Origin of the sequence: Mesorhizobium sp. C395A, assembly GCF_030323205.1 — a bacterium.
Lineage (GTDB): Bacteria > Pseudomonadota > Alphaproteobacteria > Rhizobiales > Rhizobiaceae > Mesorhizobium.
Genome location: NZ_CP100473.1, coordinates 3682417 through 3702795 on the forward strand (window position 1 = coordinate 3682417; position 20379 = coordinate 3702795).

General features: G+C 65.6%; 19 protein-coding genes. 11 read left to right on the plus strand and 8 right to left on the minus strand.

All coding sequences use genetic code 11. The features are described 5' to 3' along the window. Window positions 1-41 precede the first annotated feature (41 nt). On the plus strand, window positions 42-1055 hold the full coding sequence (gene rsgA / locus NLY37_RS18000) for a ribosome small subunit-dependent GTPase A (RefSeq protein ID WP_245261286.1): 1014 nt from the start codon (window positions 42-44) through the stop codon (window positions 1053-1055). A gap of 60 nt (window positions 1056-1115) precedes the next feature. On the opposite strand, the gene NLY37_RS18005 is transcribed toward rsgA, so the two are convergent. From NLY37_RS18005 to NLY37_RS18035, 7 genes are read right to left on the minus strand one after another with little or no spacing between them, the layout of a single operon-like run. Further along, complete coding sequence (locus NLY37_RS18005; protein WP_023740873.1) at window positions 1116-1907, minus strand: sugar isomerase domain-containing protein; 792 nt, start codon at window positions 1905-1907, stop codon at window positions 1116-1118. Window positions 1908-1944: 37 nt separating this feature from the next. Further along, window positions 1945-2715 carry a GntR family transcriptional regulator gene (locus NLY37_RS18010; RefSeq protein ID WP_023683130.1) on the minus strand — a complete coding sequence of 257 codons (771 nt, stop codon included), beginning with the start codon at window positions 2713-2715 and terminating at the stop codon, window positions 1945-1947. Next, a complete protein-coding gene (locus NLY37_RS18015) occupies window positions 2712-3587 on the minus strand; it encodes an ROK family protein (protein WP_023740872.1) in 876 nt (291 codons plus the stop codon). Before NLY37_RS18015 ends, NLY37_RS18010 begins: the two co-directional genes overlap by 4 nt. Next, a complete protein-coding gene (locus tag NLY37_RS18020) occupies window positions 3584-4324 on the minus strand; it encodes a PIG-L deacetylase family protein (RefSeq protein WP_031195993.1) in 741 nt (246 codons plus the stop codon). Before NLY37_RS18020 ends, NLY37_RS18015 begins: the two co-directional genes overlap by 4 nt. Beyond that, on the minus strand, window positions 4321-5178 hold the full coding sequence (locus NLY37_RS18025; protein WP_023740871.1) for a carbohydrate ABC transporter permease: 858 nt from the start codon (window positions 5176-5178) through the stop codon (window positions 4321-4323). Before NLY37_RS18025 ends, NLY37_RS18020 begins: the two co-directional genes overlap by 4 nt. Further along, window positions 5175-6107 carry a carbohydrate ABC transporter permease gene (locus NLY37_RS18030; protein ID WP_031245929.1) on the minus strand — a complete coding sequence of 311 codons (933 nt, stop codon included), beginning with the start codon at window positions 6105-6107 and terminating at the stop codon, window positions 5175-5177. The genes NLY37_RS18025 and NLY37_RS18030 overlap by 4 nt, the downstream gene beginning before the upstream one ends. A 49-nt stretch (window positions 6108-6156) precedes the next feature. Next, window positions 6157-7431, minus strand: coding sequence for an extracellular solute-binding protein (locus NLY37_RS18035; RefSeq protein WP_023740869.1), 1275 nt, complete (start codon window positions 7429-7431; stop codon window positions 6157-6159). Between the two features lie 315 nt (window positions 7432-7746). Here NLY37_RS18035 and NLY37_RS18040 point away from each other — a divergent pair, with 315 nt between their 5' ends. From NLY37_RS18040 to NLY37_RS18050, 3 genes are read left to right on the plus strand one after another with little or no spacing between them, the layout of a single operon-like run. Continuing rightward, window positions 7747-9039, plus strand: coding sequence for an ABC transporter substrate-binding protein (locus tag NLY37_RS18040; protein WP_023740868.1), 1293 nt, complete (start codon window positions 7747-7749; stop codon window positions 9037-9039). Continuing rightward, the gene (locus NLY37_RS18045) at window positions 9039-9929 is read left to right on the plus strand and encodes a carbohydrate ABC transporter permease (protein ID WP_023740867.1); all 891 of its coding nucleotides are present in this window, start codon (window positions 9039-9041) and stop codon (window positions 9927-9929) included. The genes NLY37_RS18040 and NLY37_RS18045 overlap by 1 nt, the downstream gene beginning before the upstream one ends. Beyond that, entirely contained in the window at window positions 9926-10789 is an 864-nt protein-coding gene (locus NLY37_RS18050) for a carbohydrate ABC transporter permease (protein ID WP_023710857.1), read from the plus strand. The genes NLY37_RS18045 and NLY37_RS18050 overlap by 4 nt, the downstream gene beginning before the upstream one ends. A gap of 6 nt (window positions 10790-10795) precedes the next feature. Here the strand turns inward: NLY37_RS18050 and NLY37_RS18055 are convergent, their stop codons facing one another. Then, complete coding sequence (locus NLY37_RS18055; RefSeq protein ID WP_023740866.1) at window positions 10796-11980, minus strand: Gfo/Idh/MocA family protein; 1185 nt, start codon at window positions 11978-11980, stop codon at window positions 10796-10798. Between the two features lie 86 nt (window positions 11981-12066). Here NLY37_RS18055 and NLY37_RS18060 point away from each other — a divergent pair, with 86 nt between their 5' ends. From NLY37_RS18060 to NLY37_RS18090, 7 genes are all read left to right on the plus strand, one after another. Then, the gene (locus tag NLY37_RS18060) at window positions 12067-12954 is read left to right on the plus strand and encodes a MurR/RpiR family transcriptional regulator (RefSeq protein ID WP_023740865.1); all 888 of its coding nucleotides are present in this window, start codon (window positions 12067-12069) and stop codon (window positions 12952-12954) included. Between the two features lie 78 nt (window positions 12955-13032). After that, window positions 13033-13815: an SDR family oxidoreductase gene (locus NLY37_RS18065; protein ID WP_023740864.1), complete on the plus strand. Its 783-nt coding sequence runs from the start codon at window positions 13033-13035 to the stop codon at window positions 13813-13815. Then, on the plus strand, window positions 13812-15347 hold the full coding sequence (locus NLY37_RS18070; protein WP_023740863.1) for a mannitol dehydrogenase family protein: 1536 nt from the start codon (window positions 13812-13814) through the stop codon (window positions 15345-15347). The genes NLY37_RS18065 and NLY37_RS18070 overlap by 4 nt, the downstream gene beginning before the upstream one ends. Window positions 15348-15369: 22 nt before the next feature. Continuing rightward, window positions 15370-16284 carry a sugar phosphate isomerase/epimerase family protein gene (locus NLY37_RS18075; RefSeq protein ID WP_023740862.1) on the plus strand — a complete coding sequence of 305 codons (915 nt, stop codon included), beginning with the start codon at window positions 15370-15372 and terminating at the stop codon, window positions 16282-16284. Between the two features lie 78 nt (window positions 16285-16362). Then, window positions 16363-17397 (plus strand): ABC transporter substrate-binding protein, encoded by a 1035-nt coding sequence (locus NLY37_RS18080; protein WP_023704174.1) that lies wholly within the window; start codon window positions 16363-16365, stop codon window positions 17395-17397. 277 nt (window positions 17398-17674) lie between these two features. Next, window positions 17675-19225 (plus strand): sugar ABC transporter ATP-binding protein, encoded by a 1551-nt coding sequence (locus NLY37_RS18085; RefSeq protein ID WP_023740861.1) that lies wholly within the window; start codon window positions 17675-17677, stop codon window positions 19223-19225. Further along, entirely contained in the window at window positions 19222-20193 is a 972-nt protein-coding gene (locus NLY37_RS18090; protein WP_023669686.1) for an ABC transporter permease, read from the plus strand. Before NLY37_RS18085 ends, NLY37_RS18090 begins: the two co-directional genes overlap by 4 nt. Window positions 20194-20379 lie beyond the last annotated feature (186 nt).

Here is a 20379-nt window from a genome sequence, read left to right on the forward strand (position 1 = left end):
TACTCTCCGATGTCTGTGACGCCGTCCCCCTGGTCAAAGCCGTGACGGCCTCCCTCGCAAGCCTGGGCTGGACGGATTTCTTCGGCGACCAGCTTGAAGCCGATGAGGCAGACCTCGTGCCGACGCGCATCGCCTCGGTGCACCGCGACCGCCTGGCCGGCCTGTCCCGGGCAGGGCCAGTGGATCTGACGCTGCCGGCCAATGCCAACACCGGCGACTACGCCGTCGGCGACTGGGTGCTGGTCGAGCAGCATACACATCTGCTGCTCCGCCGGCTGACCCGCAAGACGGTGCTGGAGCGCCGTACCCAGGGCGGCAGGATCCCGCAGCTGGCCGCGGCCAATGTCGACACGCTGTTCATCGTGACGTCCTGCAATGCCGATTTCAACATCGCCCGGCTCGAGCGCTATTTGGCGCTTGCCAACGAGGCCGGAACGACGCCGGTGATCCTGCTGACCAAGGCCGACACCGCTGACGATGCCGAGGCTTACCAAGGCCAGGCCGCCGCCCTGCAGCGTGGGCTGGCCGTGGTGGTGCTGAACCCGCGCGTCGCCGATGCCGCAGCGGCGCTTGCTCCCTGGTGTGGCGCAGGGCAGACGGTGGCGCTGGTCGGCTCCTCCGGCGTCGGCAAATCGACGCTGGTCAACACGCTGGCCGGATCGGCGCAGCAATCGCCGCAACAGACCGCGGGCATCCGGGAACACGATGCCAAGGGTCGCCACACCACCACGGCGCGGTCGCTGCACCCCATTGCCGGTGGCGGCTGGGTGATCGACACGCCGGGCATGCGCACGCTGCATGTCAGCGACGTCGCATCCGGCATCGACACGCTGTTTGCCGAAATCACCGAGCTCGCACCGCTGTGCAAATTCCGCGACTGCACCCATGTCCACGAACCGGGCTGCGCGGTGCAGGCTGCGTTGAAGGCGGGTACGCTCGACCCTGAGCGCCTTGCCCGCTGGCGCAAGCTGTCGGAGGAAAACCAGGGCAACACGCCGGTTCAGAGCGGCCCGCGCGGCAACAAATCGCCTGCCGGGCGCCCGAAGCGGCGTTGAGCGGATAGGAATTGCGGAACGAGACGTCGGAGGCCCGGCATGTGCCGGGCCTCCCTTTTTTCACTCTCCGCGCATCGTTGCCTGGAAGGTCGGCAGGTGCTTCTTCTGCGCATCCAGCATGCGCTCGCGGTAGACGCCGTAGATGACGTCGGTGTCGTGCAGCGTCACGCCGGCAATGGTCGGCGAGGCGAAGACCGGCAGTTCGATGCCGCGCTTGGCGAGCTGCTCGGCGGTGCGCGCGATCAGCTCATGCGCCAGGATCATGGCAAGCACCGTCGATGAGCCCGACACCGGCCGGCTCCAGCCCTCGACCGGCACGATGGCGTCCTCGATCGGCGAACAGGTGTCGATGACGAGGTCGGCGGCATCCGCCAGCCGCTTGCCGGAGGAGTGCGTCGCCGGCTTGTCCAGATTGTTCTTGCTGGTGACCGCGACGACGAAGATGCCGCGCTTCCTGGCATAGAGCGCGGTGTCGATACCGGACGAGTTGCGGCCGCTATGGCCGAAGATTATGATGGAATCACCCTTGTTGAGCGGCTGGTGGTCGAGGAATTTCTCGGCGTATTTTTCCGTCCGCTCCAGCCACAACAGCTCGCGCACGCCGCCGGCGCCGAGCACATTGTGCCACATCACGCGCGGGTCGGTCAGCGGGTTGAAACCGACATAGCTGCCATAGCGCGGAAACACTTCCTGCACCGGCAGCACCGAATGGCCGGAGCCATAGAGATGCACCAGCCCGCCGCCCTCGAGCGAGTCGGCAAAGTGGCTGGCCGCCTGGCCAAAGGCCTCTTCATTGGCTTTCGCAGCCTGGTCGATGAGGGCGGCGAGACGGTGGATGTAGAGATCGGACACGTGGGTACTCCTGTTTGATGTGTCGGTCTGGAATGGATCAGCTTCTTGGGTTCAGCGGCACGCGTCCGGCGCGCAGCGTCGAGCGGATTTCGTAGCGGTCGCCGCGCATGATCGAGACGGTGAATTCGAACGGGCCGCGCTCGTCGGTGGTGATGCGTTCGACGACGAAGGCCGGGCTGCCGACAGCGAGGTCGAGCAGTTCGGCGTCCGCCGCGCCGACCGCGCCGACCCGGTAGTTCTCCCGCGCGGCCACCGGCACGATGCCGTAATGGCGCTCCAGCGCCTCGTAGAGCGAGCCCTGCAGCAGGCCGGCATCGAGGAAGCCCGGCACGCGCACGGCCGACAGCTGCGCCGTCTGGATGCCGATCGGCTCGTTGTTGCCGAGCCGCAGCCTGCGGATGCGCACCACCGGATCGCCCTCTTCGATCTCCAGCGCGCCGGCAGCCGCCGCGTTGGCGGTGGTCAGGCTGCAGTCGAGCAGACGCGAGCCCGCGACCACGCCCATATTGCCCATCTCCTGGGTGAAGCTGGTCAGTTCGCGCGTGCCGGCGACCAGCGTGGTCGAGCGCACGAACGTGCCGCGGCCATGTTCGCGCCTGAGCAGCCCGGCCTCCTCGAGATTGCGCAGCGCGTGGCGCAGCGTGATACGGCTGACGCCGAACAGGGCGCACAGCCTGTCCTCCGCCGGGATCTGGTCGCCCGTTGCCCATTCGCCGCTCTTGACGATGGCGCGGATCGCCTCTTCGACCTGATACCAGAGCGGCTCCGGCCGTCTGCGGTCCGGCTGCTGAAAGCTTGCTTCGCTCATCGCACCTGCCTCCACCCTTGCCCAACGGCGCCGGCCAGCGCCGCGCCGACGAGGCCGGCGCGGGGACCGAATTTTCCGGGCTTGACGTCGATGCCGCGCAGATGCGGCGGCAGTTGGCGTCGCAGCGCTGCAAGCAGCGGCGGCCGGATCACATCCAGCGCCTCCGCCAAACCACCCGAAATCAGAACCGCTTGCGGATCGAGCAGCGCGACAGCGCCTGCAAGCGCGGTGCCGAGCTGTCGCGCCGGCAGTTCAAGCAAGGTGAGTGCGGCCAGTTCGCCGGCCTGGGCAGCGGCGATCAGCTGGCGGCCGTCGGCAAGGCCGATCTGTCCGGCAAGGGCATCAAGCGCCCGGCCCGACGCGACGCGCTCCAGCCAGCCGCTGCGCTCCTCGCCATGATCTTTGACGTCGGCGCAGGCCCAGCCGAACGAGCAGGCGCCGCCATGCGCGCCGGCAACGATGCGGCCATTGGCCAGCACCGCCGAACCGATGCCGGTGCCGATGGCGAGCAGGATCGCATCCGACATGTTTTTCGCACTGCCTTCGACAGCCTCCGCCAGCAGCGCAATCTGTGCGTCATTGCCGATCGCTACGCGCAGTTTGGGAAACAGCGTCTGGATGTCGACGCCGTCGAGGAACGGCAGGTTGGGGATCCAGCGGCAGATTGAGCCCTCGACCAGACCCGGCACTGCGATGCCAAGTGCTGAGACCGGCCCGGCCTCAGCGCACAGCGCGTCGATGCGCGCAATGAAGGCATCAAGGGTTGCCGGCGCCGGCTCGCTGCCCAGCGCCTCCAACGCACCGACATCGCCCGGAGATACGGCAGCGCGCAGATTGGTGCCGCCGAGGTCGATGGCGAGTACCCGCCTCATCGACCGGACCCTTTGCCGAAGGGGAGCGAGAACAGGCCGCTGCCGGCATTCCACGAATGCGACGCCGCCGCGAAGGCCTGCGCATGGCGCGTGCCGCGCAGGCAGCCGCGCAGCCGGTAGAGCGAACTGTAATAGTCCACATAGGGGAAGCTGCTCAGGCCGCGCGCCAGCTCATACTCCATGACCGCGTCGCGCCAGGCCTCGAACCCGTCGCTGACATCGACGAGATGCTCGGGCCGGAAGCCGTCATCGTCCTCCCAGTTTTCGCCGAACAGCAGCAGTTGCGGCGTGTGCGCCGGATGGTCGCTGGCAACGGTCGGCAGTCCGGCGAAGAAGATACCGGTCTTCGTCAAATGCGCGGCGGCGCGATGGTCCTTGTGCCAGCTGCCATGCCAATGGGTGATGACGATCTCGGGTTTCAGCTCGCGAATGATGTCGCCCACCTCGAGCGCCGTCTGATCGTCTGTGGGCAGGAAGCCGTCGCGCAGGCCAAAGCCACGCATGGTGACGCCGAGCCGCTCCGCCGCGCTGCCCGCTTCCTCTTCCTTCTGCACGCAATAATGCGCGGGAACCAGGTACGGATGGCCCTGCTCACCCATGGTCAGATGCAGGAAGGTCACCGTGGCGCCGCGCTTGACGGCAGCGGCCGCCAGCGGCCCGGCCATCACCTCGGCATCGAAGGCGTGCGCGCCGACCACCAGGATGGATTTCGCCGCATAAATCCTGTCTTCGATCATTTCATGCCCCCTCCGGTACCGACGCCTTCGCGAATCTGGCGCGCCAGCAGACAATACATGATCAGGATGGGCGCCATGGATATCGCCAGGGAGGCGAACACCAGGCCCCAGTCGGTGCGGAACTGGCCGACGAAGACGCTGATCGCCAGCGGCACCGTCTTGTAGCGGTCGTCGAAGATGAAGATCAGCGGGAAGAAGAAATCGTTCCACACCGCGATCGCCGTGAAGATGGCCACGATCGACACCGCCGGCTTGACCATCGGCAGGATGATCTGGAACAGGATGCGGACCTCGCCGGCGCCGTCCATGCGCGCCGCCTCGTCCAACTCGGAGGGTAAGACGCGCATGAAATTGGCGAAGATGAACACGGCGAAGGGAATGCGGACCGCCGAATAGACCAGGATCAGCCCGGTCAGCGAATCCAGCAGGCCGAGATTGCGCATCAGCGTGAACAGTTCGACCGAGGCGAGCCGGATCGGCAGCATGATGCCTGACAGGAACAGGCCGAGCATGATGGCATTCCAGCCAAGCTTGTAGCGGCTGAGCGGATAGGCGGCCATCGCCGAGACGCCGATGGTGAGGATGACAGCGCCGCCGGTGACGATCAGGCTGTTGATGAAATTCTGGCCGAGATCGGCGCGCGTCCAGGCGTTGACGAAATTATCGAAGGCAAAGCTTTGCGGCAGGCCGAGCCTGTTGTCGTAGATCTCGGCCGTGGTCTTGAAACAGGAGACGATGAGGATGTAGAGCGGCAACAGCACAGCCGCCGTCCATACGATCAGCACCGTCCAGCCGGGCAGCCGCGCCAGCTGCCGAGAGATGGCCGGCCTTTGCGAAATCGCCAGCGCGCTCATAGCTGCACCGTGCGGCGGTCGAAGAAGCGCAGCATCATGAGCGTGCCGATGCTGAGGATCAAGAACAGCATGGTGCCGAGCGCCAGCGCCAGACCGATATCGGTGATGCCGACAGCGCCTTCCGCGCCGAAGGCCAGCCGGTAGAAGTAGGTCACCAGCGTGTCGGTCGAATAGCTCGGATTGCCCTGCACGCCCTGCATGACATAGACGATGTCGAACTGGTTGAAGGTGTTGATGAACGACAGCGTCGTCAGCGTGCCCAGCGCCGGCATCAGCAGCGGCAGCGCGATCGAGAACAGCATGCGCGCATTGCCGGCGCCGTCAAGTTTTGCCGCCTCGAAAATCTGGCCGGAAATCTGCCGCAGACCTGCCGTGTAGATCAGCACCGGCAGGCCCATCCAGTTCCAGGCATCGACGGCGATCAGCATGGTGAGCGCGGTGTGGCTGTTGCCGAGCACGGTCAGGCTGCCCTGGTGCAGGCCGAGCCCGTTCAGCGCCCATTCGACGACGCCGCCCGGTGCCAAAAGCAACCGCCACAGCGCGCCGACGATGACCGGGCTCAGCACCGCCGGAAAGAAGAACACCGACTGGAAGAAGGCCGCACCCTTGTCGCGCAGGAACAGCAGCCAGGCGAACAACAGGCCGAGGCCATTTTGGAAGACCATGATGCCGAAGAACCAGGCGGTGTTGTGCCACAGCGCGCCGTAGATCCGCGCGCCGCTGGGGAAAACGAACAGCCTTGAGAAATTCGACAGGCCGGCGAACTCGACCATGCGCAGCCCCTTCCAGACGAAGAAGCTGCCCCACAGCGACATCCCCAGGGGATAGAGGACGAACAGCGCATAGACCGCCAGCGCCGGCAGGATGAACAGCACGGCCATGCGCTGCTGCGTGCGGCGAAGGCTGCTGGTGCGGCGAAGGGTGCTCATGCGCTTTTCTGGTCCGTGAGAGGCCGGCCGCTTTTGCGACCGGCCGCGCCTACTGCTTCGGCTTGAACCAGGTGGCGACCGCGGCCTGCATGTCGGCCGCCAGCTTCTCCGGCGCGATGTTGCCTTCGACCATGTCGATGATCTCCGACTGCAGCACCGAAGACGCCGTCGGCGACTGCCAGCGGAAGCCGACCAGCGTCAGATAGGGCGTCGAATTCTTCGCCATCTCCATCATCGAGGCCAGCACTGGATCCTTCACCGTCACATCCGTGCGGGCCGGCGGCCAGCCGAGCTCGTCGGCGAACATCTGCGCGAACTCTGCCGAAGCCATGAAGCCCAGCACCTTGGTCGCGGCTTTCTTGTTCTGGCTCTCGGAGACCAGGCCATAGGAGCCGTCGGAGAAGGCCGAGGTGTAGAGTTTTGCCCCGGCATCGTCCGCGGGGAACGGGAAGATCGAGAATTTCAGCTTCGGGTTCTGCGCCTTGAGGCTGCCGTTCTCGAACGAACCGCCGAGGAACATCGCCGCCCTGCCGCCGATGAACTGCTGCGTGGCGGTGGTGTAGTCGATGCCGGCGAAGCCGTCGGGGAAATACGGCTTCAGCTCGGCGAAGCGCTTCAGCGCCGCCACATAGCGCGGATCCTCGAACGTCGCCTTGCCGCTCATCATCTCGTCGTAGAATTCAGGACCATAGATGGTCGGGCCGACCACGCCGACGGCGATCTCCAGCTCCCAGGCCGAGCCGTTGGCGCCGCCGGTGGCGATCGGCGTGATGCCGGCCGCCTTAAGCTTCTCGCAGACAGCGGTGAAATCCTTGTAGGTCTTGGGGATCTCGATGCCCTGGGCGGCGAAAATATCCTGGTTGTAGAAGACGCCCATCATCGGCACCGAGTAGGGCACACCGTAGACTTTTCCGTCAGCGCGGCCGCGCGCGCCGCCAAGCGCCGCGTCCTCCATGTTCTTCAGCTCCGGCACGCTGTCGTCCAGCGCATCGAGATAGCCGGCCTCGACGAAGGGCTGCAATTCGCCATAGGCCTTGAGCTGGGCGATGTCGGGCCCGCGGCCGCCCCGCAGCGCCGTGCTCAGCCGGTTCTGGTAATCGGCATCGGGCGTGAACTGGATGGCGACCTTGATGCCGGGATTCTTCACCTCGAAGGCATCGAAGATGCGGCGCATCGCGGCCTCGTCCTCGGTGCGCCAGCTCCACAGCGTCACCGTGCTGTCGGCGGCTCGCGCCGGCAATGAGGCGAAGACGCCCGCGCAGGCGGCGGCAAGGCCGCCGATCAGCCTAAGCGCTGCGCGCCGGTGAAGTGAAAGCATGCTCATTGCCAGTCTCCCATTGTTCTCTGTCTTGGCGTCCCGCGGCGTTCCGGTGCCGTGAGAAGTCATTGGTTCGGCAAAAGTCATTATAACGACATGGCGGTATTCGCAAGAGGTCTGCTGCGCCTCAGGAATGGCGGCGTTGGCCCCCTCACGACATTGCAGTACCCGCATCCGCTTGTTACATAACGATAAATATCCACATTCCAGCGCCGCAAAGAAATCTGTGACCGTACCATGTGAGACTTTTTCGCCAGCAAGCCCTTGCGTCGCCGCGCTAACTTGTCATAACGTCATTGTGAACCGATAGGAGGATGAGGAATGTCGTTTGCCTGGACGTCGAAACTGGCACTGGCCGCAGGCCTCGCCATCCTGCCCGCCACGGCCTGGGCGCAATCGGTCAACATCTCCTATCTCACCCACTGGTCGCCGGAGACGGTCGCGCTGCTGGAAGCGGCGGCTAAGGATTATGCCAAGACCAATCCGGATGTCAGCGTCACCGTGCGCGCCGTCCCCTTCGGCGACCTCCTGACCACGCTGCGCTCGCAAGGCGGCGGCGCGGACGGTCCGACGATCGGCGGCATTTACGATCTCTGGTTGCCGGAACTGGCGCGCGACAAGCTGGTCGCGCCCGCTCCCGATGCGGTGGCCAGCGAGGTCAAGGCCGCCTGGCCGGCGGGCGTCACCAGCGCCGCCTCGGTCGGCGGCACGCTCTACGGCATCCCCAACGAAATCGACGTCTATGCGCTGAACTATAACAAGGCGCTGTTCAAGCAGGCCGGCATCGCGGCGCCACCCAAGACCTGGGACGAGTTCAAGGATGCGGCCAAGAAGCTGACCAACAAGGATGCGGGACAGCAAGGCTTCGGCATGATCAATTCATGGGCCGCCGGTGTCGTCCACCCCTTCGCCTCGCTGCTGGTCTCCAATGGCGGCGACCTGGTCAAGGACGGCAAGCCGGTGCTCGACAGGCCGCAGGCCGCGGAGACTTTCCAGCTCTATGAAGACCTGATCAAGTCCGGCGCCAGCGTGCCTTCGATGGCGACAGCCGACGCCAACACCACCGGCCCCTTCCTCGACAATTTCGTCTCCGGCAAGACCGGCATGATCATCATGGCCAATTGGTGGGAGAGCGCACTGAAGGCCGGCATGGGCGACAAGTTCGCCGACATTGCAACGGCGCCTATTCCCGTCGGCCCGAGCGGCGACAAGCCGCATTCGATATCCTACTCCTGGATGACCGTGGTCAACGCCAATGCAGGTGCCGCCGAGCAGAAGGCGGCATGGGACTTCCTCGCCTGGCTGAACAATCCAAAGTCCGGCAAGAACGGCGCTTCCGCGATGTCGGATATCCTGATGTCGATGGGCATCCTGCCCTCACGCCTCTCCGACATCGAGGCGCACAAGGACAAGCTCGGCTCGGAATTCCTCTCCGGCTATGTCAGCGTGCTCACCGACGCCAAGCCGTTCCCTGTCGTGCCCGGCGGCCAGGAATTCTCGGAATCGCTGCAGCAGACGCTCGAGGCGTTGCAGTATGGCCAGGTCTCGGCCAAGGATGCGCAGGCGACGGCGCAGGCCGACGCCATTTCGATCCTGGAGCGCGCCGCCAAATAATGATTCAGAGGTACCGTGCCTCGGCGGGCATCATGCTGGCGCCCGCCGTGACGCTGATCGGCATCTTCGTCCTGTTGCCGATGCTGCTCACCGTCTGGCTGTCGTTCCAGGACTGGTCGACGCAGACACCGTTTTCCAGCGCCGGCTTCGTCGGCCTCGACAATTTCCGCGAGATTTTTGGGGTCTCCTCGGTCGGCCGCGATTTCAAGGCCGCGCTCGTCAACACAGCCGTCTACACCGCGCTCTCCGTCGTCCTCATCCTGCCTCTGTCGGTGGCCTTCGGCCTGATGGTTTACCAGCGCGACGTCGCCGGCGGCACGGCGCTGCGCACGGTGCTGTTTGCCACCTACATGGTGCCGATGATCGCTGTCGCGCTGGTGTGGTCGAAACTCTATTCGCCGAGCGAAGGCCCTCTCAACCAGATGCTCGACCTTATCGGCATCGGCCCGCAGCCTTTCCTGTCGTCGCCGCGCTCGGCGCTGATCTCGATCGTCTTCCTCAATGTCTGGCAGCAGGTCGGCTATTTCACCGTGCTGGCGATCGCCGGACTGACGCAAATCCCCGGCAGCCTGTATGAAGCAGCAAAGCTCGACGGCGCCAACCGTTTCGAGCAGTTCCGCTTCATCACCCTGCCGCTGATACGGCGCACGCTTCTGTTCAGCGCCGTCATCGCCATCATTAACGCCGTGCAGGTGTTCGAGCCGGTTGCCCTGATCACGCAGGGCGGGCCGGTCGGCTCGACCAATGTGCTGACCTACCACATCCGCCGCGTCGGCATCGAGCGTGCGCAGGGTGGACTGGGTTCGGCCATGGCGGCGATGCTGATGCTTTCGCTGATTGTCGTCGTCTGCGCGCTGTTTGCCTTCGCCAACCGGAAGAACGACGAATGAGCGCGGGATCGTCGAGCCGGCTGTCGCGCCGGCGCCCGTCGGGCCGCAAGGCGCTGCTGGCGACGCTGATGCTGCTGGTCGCCGTCGCCTCGGCCTTCCCGCTGGTATGGATGGTGCTGTCGAGCCTCAAGACGCCGGCCGAGAGCATGCAGGTGCCGCCGGTGTGGATCCCCCTTACGCCGAGCTTCGACGCCTATGAGAAGGTGTCGGGCGTGGTCAATGTCGGCCGCTCGATGTGGAATTCCCTGGTCATCGCCTCGATCACCACCGCCGGCATCCTGCTGACCAGCATGATGGCCGGCTACGCCTTCGCCAAATACCACTTCCCCGCCAAGTCGCTGCTGTTCTCTGTGCTGATCGCCACCATGTTCCTGCCGCCGATCGTGACGCTGATCCCGCTCTATCGCCTGGTCGGCTCGATCGGCCTCAACGCCAGCCTCGCCGGCATCATCGTGCCCAATCTCGCCAATGCTTTCGGCATCTTCCTGATGCGCCAGTTCATCTCCGGCGTTCCCGACGAGCTCATCGACGCCGCGCGCATGGACGGCGCCTCGGAGTTCTTGATCCTCTACAAGATCGTCGCGCCCAGCATCGCCCCCGCAATCGCGGCTCTGGCCCTCTTCGCCTTCGTCTACCACTGGAACAGCTATCTGTGGCCGCTGACCGTGCTGCAGGGCAATGCCGACGCCTATCCGATCGTCATCAGCCTGAGCCGCCTGCTCAGCTACAACAGAGGTGCGGTCAACACCGGCCTGGTGATGGCCGGCGCGACGCTGGCCGTGCTGCCGCCGCTCATCCTGTTCGTCTTCCTGCAGCGCTTCTTCGTCGATTCCATCGTCGGCTCGGCGATCAAGGGATAGCTCGCCTCACCCGAACCTTGCCGCCGTCCAAGCCCCACCCGCAGCATTCGACTCCACCGCCGCCGCCACAAACTTCACCCCGCGCGCGCCATCGACGACATCGGGCACCTGTGCCGCGCGCGCCGGATCAACCGTCCCGCCCGAACGGTGCGCGCGAATGATATCGGCGGCGTCGCGGTAGAAATTGGCGAAGGCCTCGATATATCCCTCCGGATGCGCCGCTGGCATGCGCGACACGCGCTGGCTTTCAGCGGTCGAGCCGTGACCGCCACGCACCAGCGTGCGGGTTTCCTCGCCATATGGTGAGAAGCGCAATTCCTCCGGCCGGCCACCCGACCATTCGAGCCCGGCTTTGTCGCCATAGATGCGCACCGAGAGATCATTGTAGTGGCCGGGCGAGGTCTGGCTGGCGAGGATCGTGCCGCGCGCCCCGCCGGTCCAGCGCACCAGCACATGCGCATTGTCGTCGAGCCGGCGTCCCGGCACGGCAGTGAACAGATCCGCCGACACCGCCTCGGCCTCACAGCCGGAGATATAGCTTGCCAGGTCGAAGGCATGCACGCCGATATCGGCCAGCACCGCCGACTGCCCGGCGCGCGCCGGATCGGTGCGCCACTCCGCCTGCTTCTGGCCCTCGGCGTCGATCGGCGTGGTCAGCCAGTCCTGGATGTAGGCGCCATGCACGGACACGATGCGGCCAAGCGCGCCCGCCGCCACCATCTCGCGCGCCTGGCGGACCATGGCGTAGCCGGTGTTGTTGAGCGTGACGACGAAGCGACGCTTTTTCTCCCTCGCCAGCGCCACCAGCGCCTCGGCCTCATCCAGCGTCGTCGACAGCGGCTTGTCGCAGATGACGTCGATGCCGGCCTCGAGAAAGGCCGTGGCGATCGGCGCGTGCAGATGGTTGGGCGTGACGATGACCACCGCCTCGATGCCGTCCGGCCGCGCTGCTTCGGTTCGCGCCATCTCGCGATAGTCGGCATAACTGCGATCCGGCGCGATGCCGATCTCGGCGGCCGATGCGGCGGCGTTTTCCGGGTCCGACGACAGCGCGCCGGCGACCAGCACGATCTGGTCGTCGAGGCGCATGGCGAGCCGATGCACCGCGCCGATGAAAGCGTTGCGGCCGCCGCCGACCATGCCGACCCGCAGGCGCTTGCCGGCCGACCCGTCCGATGTTGCGTAGACCATTTTCAAGCTCCTCCCGGCAGACCGCTTTCGAACATGATTTCCAATTTTCATATTGTAAAACGATCGTATCGCGCTAGCCTGAAATCATGAGTGGGGCAAGCAAGGCATCCGCACGGTCCAGCACCGACGAGGCGGCGACGCGCAAGCGCGGGCGCTCGCTGGCCGCGCTTGGCTACATCCAGCCGCAGACCTATGAGGAGCTACGCGCGGTGCTGTCGTCGGGCACGGTGCATTTCCCCAAGCGGCTGCGCCAGGTGGCGATCTTCCTGTGGCAGCACCCGAGCGACGTCGCGCTCGGCACCATCGCGCAGGTTGCGGCACAGGCCGGCGTGCAGCCCTCGACGCTGGTGCGCTTTGCCCAGATCTTCGGCTATTCCGGCTTTTCCGATTTCCAGGGCCTGTTCAAGGAGCACATCAAGGGCTCATGGCCGGAAGGGCGCGGCGAACCGCGCACCGAGACCGAGCCAAATCTGCATTTCCTGCACGGCATGGTCGGCGCATCGCAGGCCTCGCTGGGCCGCATCGAGGCCGGCTTCGACGTCGAGAGTTTCGACAAGATGGTGGCGCTGCTGGCGGCGGCCGAGCTGATCTATGTCATCGGCTCCAAGCGCGCCTTTCCCGTCACCGCCTATCTCTCGCTGACGCTCTCGCAGCAAGGCGTGCGCAACGTGCTGGTCGACAATGTCGGGTCCTCCGCACTCGACCAGATCGGCTGCATCGGCGGCCGGGATGCCGTGCTCGCTGTCTCCTTCAGCCCCTACAATTCGATCACGCCCGATCTCGTCGCGGTGGCGCATGAGCGCAAGGCGCGTATCGTCACCGTCACCGACAGCACCTTCAGCCCGCTGATCCCGCTCTCGGACAGCTGGTTGGAAGTGGTGGAATCCGACTTTGCCGGCTTCCGCTCACTGGCGGCCTCGCTCGCCGTTGGGATGGCGCTGGTCCATGACGTGGCGGCGCGGCGCGGCGAATGAGGCGTCACTGGTCCAATTGACTATCGGGAATTGCCGTTCCATATTTCTCAAATAGAAACTTTATTCCCGGGAGGAGGAATGGAGATCCGGCTTGACGGCAAGGTGGCTCTGGTCACCGGGTCGACGCAAGGCATTGGCCGCGCCATTGCCGAGACGCTGGCGCGTTCCGGTGCCGCCGGGCTGCTGGTCACCGGGCGCGAGAGGGCGCGTGGCGAGGCCGTGGCGGCCGAGCTTTCGCAATTGGGCACGCCGACCATCTTCGTCGCCGCCGACCTTGCCGATCCTGACGCCCCCACCCTTCTGGCAGAGGCCTGCATCGAGCGCTTCGGCCGCATCGATGCGCTGGTCAACGCCGCCGGCCTGACCGATCGCGCCTCTTTCCTCGACGCCAGCCTCGACGACTGGGCGTCACTGTTTGCCGTCAATGCGCGCGCGCCGTTCTTCCTGATGCAGGCGGCGATTGCCGACATGAAGCAGCGCGGCCAAGGTGGCGCCATTCTCAACATTCTGTCGATCAACGCCCATTGCGGCTCGCCGGAGCTTGCCGTCTATTCCGCCACCAAGGGCGCGCTGGCGACGCTGACCAGGAACGCCGCCAACGCCCACCGCTTCGACCGCATCCGCGTCAACGGCATCAATGTCGGCTGGACCGACACGCCGGCCGAACGCATCATGCAGGCGGAGACATTGGGCAACGGCCCCGGCTGGCTCGACAAGGCCAATGCCGCGCAGCCTTTCGGGCGGCTGCTGACCCCGAACGACATCGCCAGCCTCGCCGTCTTCCTGCTGTCCGACGCCGCCGGCCCGATGACCGGCGCGGTTGTCGACCAAGAGCAGGCGGTGATCGGGGCGAACCGGTGAGCGCTTCCATCGAAACGCTTGGGCCGGCGCTGCTCGATCGCTTGCCGGCATCGGTGCAGACACCTTCCTATGACCGTACGCTCCTCTCGCCCGGCATGGCGCATCTCGGCGTCGGCGCCTTCCACCGCTGCCATCAGGCCGAATACACCGACGATCTCATCTCGCTGCGCTTCGACCGCTGGGGCATCGTCGGCATCAACATCCGCCCGCCCAGCCTTGCCGACACGCTGGGACGGCAGGGCGGGCTGTACACAAGGCTGATCCGCGAGAACAGCCACATCGAGGCGCGCGTCATCGGCAGCATCGTCCGGGTGGTCGACAGCCAGGAGAGTGCGGCACCGGCGCTCGGCGTGCTGATCTCACCCGATATCGAGTTGGTGACGATGACAGTGACGGAAAAAGGCTATTGCCACGTCCCGTCCAGCGGCGAACTCGACCTTGGCCATCCTGATATCGTCCACGACCTCGCCAACCCCGAGACGCCGCGCAGCGTCCCCGGCCTGTTGGTGCGGGCGCTGGAGCAGCGCAGGGCCACAAATGGGCGGCCGCTGACACTGCTGTCCTGCGACAACATTCCGGCCAATGGCGTTATCCTAGCCAATGTCGTGCAGACCTTCGCCAGGCAGCGCGGCAATGGCTTGGCCGCATGGATCGCAGCCAATTCCGCCTTCCCTTCGTCAATGGTCGACCGCATCGCGCCGGCGGTAACGCAAGATGACCTCGACAGTGTCGAGCAATGGTTCGGCTACCACGATGCCGCCGTCGCTGTCGGTGAGCCGTTCCGGCAGTGGGTGATCGAGGAAAAATTCGCCGGCCGCATGCCGCGCTGGGATCTGGTCGGCGCCACCTTCGTCGACGACGTCACGCCGTTTGAGCATCTCAAGATGCGGGTGCTGAATGGCGCCCAGACGGCACTCGCCACGCTCGGCGTTCTGGCTGGTCTCGAGCACACATCGGATGCCATGGCCGACCCGCTGCTGTCGGACTTCATCAGGCGCATGCTGGTCGAAGAGACTGTGCCGACGCTGATGCCGGTGCCGGGCATCCTGCCGCTTGCCTATGTCGAGCAGAGTCTTGCCCGGCTGAAGAACACCGCGATCCGCCACCGCAACCACCAGGTCGCAACCGACGGTTCGCAGAAGATCGTCCAGCGCCTGCTCAACCCGATCCGCGACCGGCTCGCAATGGGCCAGAGCATAGGCCTCCTGTCGGTGCCGGTCGCCGGCTGGATCGCCTATCTCATCCATGCTTCCGCACGCTTCGGCAAACGCTGGCCGGTGTTGGATCCCTATGCCGGCAAGGTCGCCGCGATCGCCGATGCGACCGGTCACGATGCCAGCGCGCTGGTGTCCGCCATCCTTGCCATCGACGGGATATTCGACCCCGGCCTTGCCGCCGACGATACGTTCCGCGCGGCCGTCACATCGGCGCTGGGCGACCTGCTGTCGGACGATCCGATGGCGGCTGTCCGGCACAGTCTTGAACAAGATGAGGTCGCGAGGTTGAAGCGATCCAAACAATCGGCATTATAGTCGTCGGGTCTAGGGAGGCAGAATGAAACTTGGAGTTCTTACAGCACCGTTTGCGGAGACGCCGCTTGGCGAGGTCGCCGGCTGGGCGCACTCGGCCGGCTTCGAGGCGCTGGAAATCGCCTGCTGGCCGAAGACCTCCGGCGCGACGCGGCGCTATGCCGGCACCAGCCATATCGACGCCGCCTCCACCTCGCCCGCGCAGGCCAAGGAGATCGTCGCCTCGCTGACGGAAAAGAAGCTGACGGTCTCCGGCCTCGGCTACTACCCCAACCCACTGCATCCGGACCCTGCCCATCGCGAGGCCGTCATCGGCCATCTGAAGAAGGTCATCGTGCTGGCCGCCAATATGGGCGTGCCGGTGGTCAACACCTTCTGCGGTGGCGATGCCTCGAAGACCGTCGACGTCAACTGGCAGGACGCGCTGAAAGTCTGGCCCGAGACCGTCGCCTATGCGCGCGATCACGGGGTAAAACTCGCCTTCGAGAACTGCCCGATGATCTTCAGCTATGACGAATGGCCGGGCGGGCACAACATCGCCTATTCGCCGCTGGTCTGGCGGCGCATCCTCGAAACCTGGGGCGGCGAGGTCGGCATGAATTTCGACCCCTCGCACCTGGTCTGGCAAATGATCGACCAGGGCCGCTTCATCAAGGAGTTCGGCCCCTACATGCTGCATGTCCACGCCAAGGATTTGATGATCGATCATGATAATTTGTATGAGCGCGGGATCCTTTCCGCCGGGATAGGCTGGCAGGTGCCGCGCATGCCGGGATTGGGCGATGTCGACTGGAGCGGCTTCTTCTCCGGCCTCTACCGCGCCGGCTATGACGGCTCGGTCATCATCGAACATGAGGACAGGCGGTTTGAAGGCAACGACGATGCGGTGAAGCGGGGCTTCCTGCTCGCCCGCGACGTGCTGCGCCCCTTCGTCAAATGACGAGGTGAATGACTTGGTCTGAACCTGCCGAAGGGTCTGACCCTGAGACGAAAAACAACAATGTGGAGGAGTACTGACATGAAGAAAATACTGACCATGGTCCCGTTGCTTGCGGGCGCTGCCTTGCTGGCATCGATGGGCGTGTCGTCGGCCGAAGCCAAATATACGATCGGCATTTCCAACACCGTGCAGGGCAATGGCTGGCGCGAGGAAATGGTCTGCGCCATGAAGGCGCAGGCGCTGGCTTCGGGCGAAGTGACGAAGCTCAACATCGCCCACCGCAACACCGATGCCGCCGGCCAGCTCGAAGACATCCGCAATCTGATCAGCGCCAAGGTCGACGCCATCGTCGTCAACCCCGCTGATCCCGCCGGCATCAAGGCGGGCCTGGAAGAAGCCACCAAGGCCGGCATCGTCGTCGTTGCCGTCGACCAGGCGGTGACCGAACCGTCGGCCTACATCATCTCCAACAACCAGGAACAGTATGCCTATCTCGGCGCCAAATGGCTGTTCCAGCAGATGGGCGGCAAGGGCGAAGTGTTCTACATGCGCGGTGCCGCCGGCGCCTCGGCCGACAGCGATCGCGACAAAGGCTTCAAGAAGGCGCTGGCCGAAAACCCCGGCGTGAAGGTGGCGCAGGAAGTCTTCACCGGCTGGCAGCAGGATCAGGCCAAGCAGCAGATGCTGTCGTTCCTGGCCACCGGCACGCCGTTCAACGGCGTGTGGACGTCGGGCATCGACAACGTCATCGTCGACGCGCTGGTCGAATCGCAGGCGCCGCTGGTGCCGGTGGTCGGCGCCGACAATGCCGGCTTCGTCGGCCAGCTGAGCTCGGTGAAAGGTCTCGTCGGTGCAGCCGTCACCAACCCCGGCTCGATCGGCGGCGCGGGCGTGACGCTGGCGCTGCAGATCCTCGACGGCAAGAAGCCAGCGCAGCAGACCGTGCTGGTCGACCCGCAGCTGTGGGACAACGCGACCGACGAAGGCAAGGCCAAGCTGAAGGCAGCCGCCGACCCGTCGCTCAGCCCGGAATGGCCGGTCTCGATCTCGATCCCGGAGTGGACGACCTACACGAAGGAGCAGATCGTGGCCTGCAAGGGGCCGGGGGAGTAAGCCTGGTTTGAATGAACTGGCGAGGACGGCGAACGGCCGTCCTCGCCACACAGACTAGCGCTCTACGGCGCCCCCTCTGTCCTGCCGGACATCTCCCCCACAGGTGGGGAGATTGGCTGTCATCTCGGCTTTCGCTAATTTTCTACGTCGCAAGACGAGGGGCGGCGCCGGAACTGCCAATCTCCCCCCTTGTGGGGGAGATGTCCGGCAGGACAGAGGGGGCGCCGTAGAGCGCCGACATTAGTTTCTGGAACCATCAATTTTGACAACAAACCATTTGACTACCAGCCCCGTCCTCGACGCCACCGGCGTCGCCAAGAACTACGGTGCAGTTGCAGCACTTCGCAACGCGTCGCTCTCCGTCCTGCCCGGCGAAGTGCACGCGCTGATGGGCGCCAACGGCGCCGGCAAGTCGACGCTGGTGAAGATCCTCACCGGCGCCATTCCGGCGAACGCCGGCCGCATCCTGATCCGCGGCGAAGCGCGCGACATTCGCTCGCCGGCCGCCGCGCGCCGCGCCGGGCTGCTGCCCGTCTACCAGGAGCCGTCGCTGATCCCCGATCTCGACGTTCTCTCCAATCTCAGGCTCACCGGCACGCCGGTCGAGCCGTTCCGCGCCTGGGTGCGCGAGCTCGGCATTGCCGACCTCGATCTGCGCGACACCGCGCGCGACATCCCGCTGGCCGTGCTGCGCGTGCTCGACCTGGCGCGGGCGCTCGCCGTCGAGCCCGACGTGCTGCTGCTTGACGAGATGACGGCGGCCCTGCCCGCCAACCTCGCCGAAAAGGTGCTGGAAGTGGTGCGCCGCCAAGGCGATTCGGGCCGCGCCGTGATCTTCATCTCGCACCGCTTCGTCGAAATCTCGGCGCTGTGCGACCGCGCCACCGTGCTGCGCGACGGCGAGACCGTCGGCGTCGTCGACATCGTGCCGGGCGTGGAAGAAAAGATCGTCGAGCTGATGCTCGGCACCCGCATCGTGAAAACCCATGTCGCTGCCCGCAGTGCCGCCGAGAAGGGCGCGCCCGCGACCACCCGGCCGCGCATTTCGGTGCGAAACCTGCGCGTCGGCGCCAAGCTCAGCGATGTCTCCTTCGATCTCGCCGACGGCGAAGTCGCCGGCGTCGTCGCGCTCGAAGGCCAGGGCCAGGACGAGTTGTTCGCCGCCCTTGCCGGCTTGATCCGGCCCTCCGGCGGCACGATCGAAGTCGATGGCCAGCCGGTGAAATTCTCGCATCCGATCGACGCCATCCGCGCCGGCATTGCCTATGTGCCGGGCGACCGCTCGGAAGCGCTCGCCATGCAGCGCTCGGTGCGCGAAAACATCGCGCTGCCTTTCAGCGCTGCCTTGCGCAACTGGGGTCCGATCAACATGCGCCGCGAACGCGCGACCGTGCTCAGCGCGATCGAGCGGCTGCAGATCGACACCCGCGCGCAAGGCGAGGTGCAGCGCCTGTCCGGCGGCAACCAGCAGAAGGTGACCATCGCCCGCTGGATCGCGGCGGATGCCCGCACCATCCTGTGCTTCGACCCGACGCGCGGCATCGATGTCGGCACCAAGCAGGAGATCTACAAGCTGCTGCGCGAACTCGCCGGCAACGGCAAGTCGGTGCTGTTCTACACCTCGGAACTCGAAGAGGTGCAGCGCGTCTGCGACCGCGTCATCGTCATCTTCGGCGGCCGCCTCGTCGACATTTTTCCGGTCGAGGAGGCCGACGAGCCTGCGCTGATGCGCGCCGCCTACGGCCTGCCGCGCGGCGCCAAGGCCGATATCGGCATATTGGCTGATCCGACCGCGAACACTTCGGCTTCGCCGGAGGCCGCGCCATGAGCCATTTCCTGCGCCGCCAAGGCTGGGTCGTCGGCCTGTTCGCCCTGCTCATCGTCCTGTTCATCGCCACCAGGATCATCCAGCCGGCCTATGGCAGCAATGATTTCGGCTCGCTCGCCCGCGCCGTTCTGCCCTATGCCTTCGCAGTCGCCGCGCAGACGGTGGTCGTCATCGCCGGCGGCATCGATCTGTCGGTCGCCGCCATGATGGCGCTGACCAGCGTCACCGCGGCGTCGATGATGAATGGCGCGAGCGAGGAATACGCGCTGTTCGTGGTGCCCTTCGTGCTCGCCATGGGTTTCGTGCTCGGCGCGCTCAACGGCCTGCTCATCGTCGTCACCCGCGTGCCCGACATTGTCGTCACCCTCGCCATGCTGTTCGTGCTGCAGGGCGCCGCCCTGCTGGTGCTCGACGCGCCGGGCGGCGGCATCGCCGAATGGCTGAAGGCGCTGATCTCCGGCACCGTGCCGATCCCCGGCCTGCCCGACGCCATAGACGCCTGGCTGCCCAAGGCCCTGCTGGTGCTGATCGTCTGCCTCTGCGTCATCTGGATACCGCTCAGGCGCTCGCGCCTCGGCCTCTCCATCTACGCCATCGGCTCCAGCGAACTGGCGGCGTTCCGCTCCGGCGTGCCGGTCAAGCGCACCCGCATCATCGCCTATGCGCTGTCCGGTCTGTTCGCCGCCTTTGGCGGCCTGGCGCTGACCATGAGCACCGGCATCGGCGCCCCCATCCCCGGCCCCTATCTGCTCGCCAGCGTCGCCGCCGTGGTGCTGGGCGGCGTCGCGCTCGGCGGCGGCAAGGGCGGCCTGCTCGGCCCGATCGTCGCCGTCTTCGTGCTGAGGCTGGTGCGAACGGATCTTACGCTGCTTGCCATCGACCCCAACGTCACCGCCATCATCGAGGGGCTGATCATGGTGGCGGTGGTGATGTTCGGCGCGTTTATCACGATGCGGGGGCGGCAGTGATGGGCGGGCTGTCGCAGAGAGACGTCAGCGTTCCATCGCGCCCCCCTCTGTCCTGCCGGACATCTCCCCCACAAGGGGGGAGATTGGATGTCGCGACGACCTTCGCCAATCTCCAACCTTGCAAGAATGAGCGAGGCGCTGAAGCTGCCAATCTCCCCACAAGTGGGGGAGATGGCCGGCAGGCCA

Excerpts from the sequence above, each read along its gene's own strand:
- NLY37_RS18010 (WP_023683130.1), bottom strand. The coding sequence starts at position 2,715 with ATGAGCGAAGCAAGCTTTCAGCAGCCGGACCGCAGACGGCCGGAGCCG.
- NLY37_RS18015 (WP_023740872.1), bottom strand. The coding sequence starts at position 3,587 with ATGAGGCGGGTACTCGCCATCGACCTCGGCGGCACCAATCTGCGCGCT.
- NLY37_RS18020 (WP_031195993.1), bottom strand. The coding sequence starts at position 4,324 with ATGATCGAAGACAGGATTTATGCGGCGAAATCCATCCTGGTGGTCGGC.
- NLY37_RS18025 (WP_023740871.1), bottom strand. The coding sequence starts at position 5,178 with ATGAGCGCGCTGGCGATTTCGCAAAGGCCGGCCATCTCTCGGCAGCTG.
- NLY37_RS18030 (WP_031245929.1), bottom strand. The coding sequence starts at position 6,107 with ATGAGCACCCTTCGCCGCACCAGCAGCCTTCGCCGCACGCAGCAGCGC.
- NLY37_RS18035 (WP_023740869.1), bottom strand. The coding sequence starts at position 7,431 with ATGAGCATGCTTTCACTTCACCGGCGCGCAGCGCTTAGGCTGATCGGC.
- NLY37_RS18040 (WP_023740868.1), top strand. The coding sequence starts at position 7,747 with ATGTCGTTTGCCTGGACGTCGAAACTGGCACTGGCCGCAGGCCTCGCC.
- NLY37_RS18045 (WP_023740867.1), top strand. The coding sequence starts at position 9,039 with ATGATTCAGAGGTACCGTGCCTCGGCGGGCATCATGCTGGCGCCCGCC.
- NLY37_RS18050 (WP_023710857.1), top strand. The coding sequence starts at position 9,926 with ATGAGCGCGGGATCGTCGAGCCGGCTGTCGCGCCGGCGCCCGTCGGGC.
- NLY37_RS18055 (WP_023740866.1), bottom strand. The coding sequence starts at position 11,980 with ATGGTCTACGCAACATCGGACGGGTCGGCCGGCAAGCGCCTGCGGGTC.
- NLY37_RS18060 (WP_023740865.1), top strand. The coding sequence starts at position 12,067 with ATGAGTGGGGCAAGCAAGGCATCCGCACGGTCCAGCACCGACGAGGCG.
- NLY37_RS18065 (WP_023740864.1), top strand. The coding sequence starts at position 13,033 with ATGGAGATCCGGCTTGACGGCAAGGTGGCTCTGGTCACCGGGTCGACG.
- NLY37_RS18075 (WP_023740862.1), top strand. The coding sequence starts at position 15,370 with ATGAAACTTGGAGTTCTTACAGCACCGTTTGCGGAGACGCCGCTTGGC.
- NLY37_RS18080 (WP_023704174.1), top strand. The coding sequence starts at position 16,363 with ATGAAGAAAATACTGACCATGGTCCCGTTGCTTGCGGGCGCTGCCTTG.
- NLY37_RS18090 (WP_023669686.1), top strand. The coding sequence starts at position 19,222 with ATGAGCCATTTCCTGCGCCGCCAAGGCTGGGTCGTCGGCCTGTTCGCC.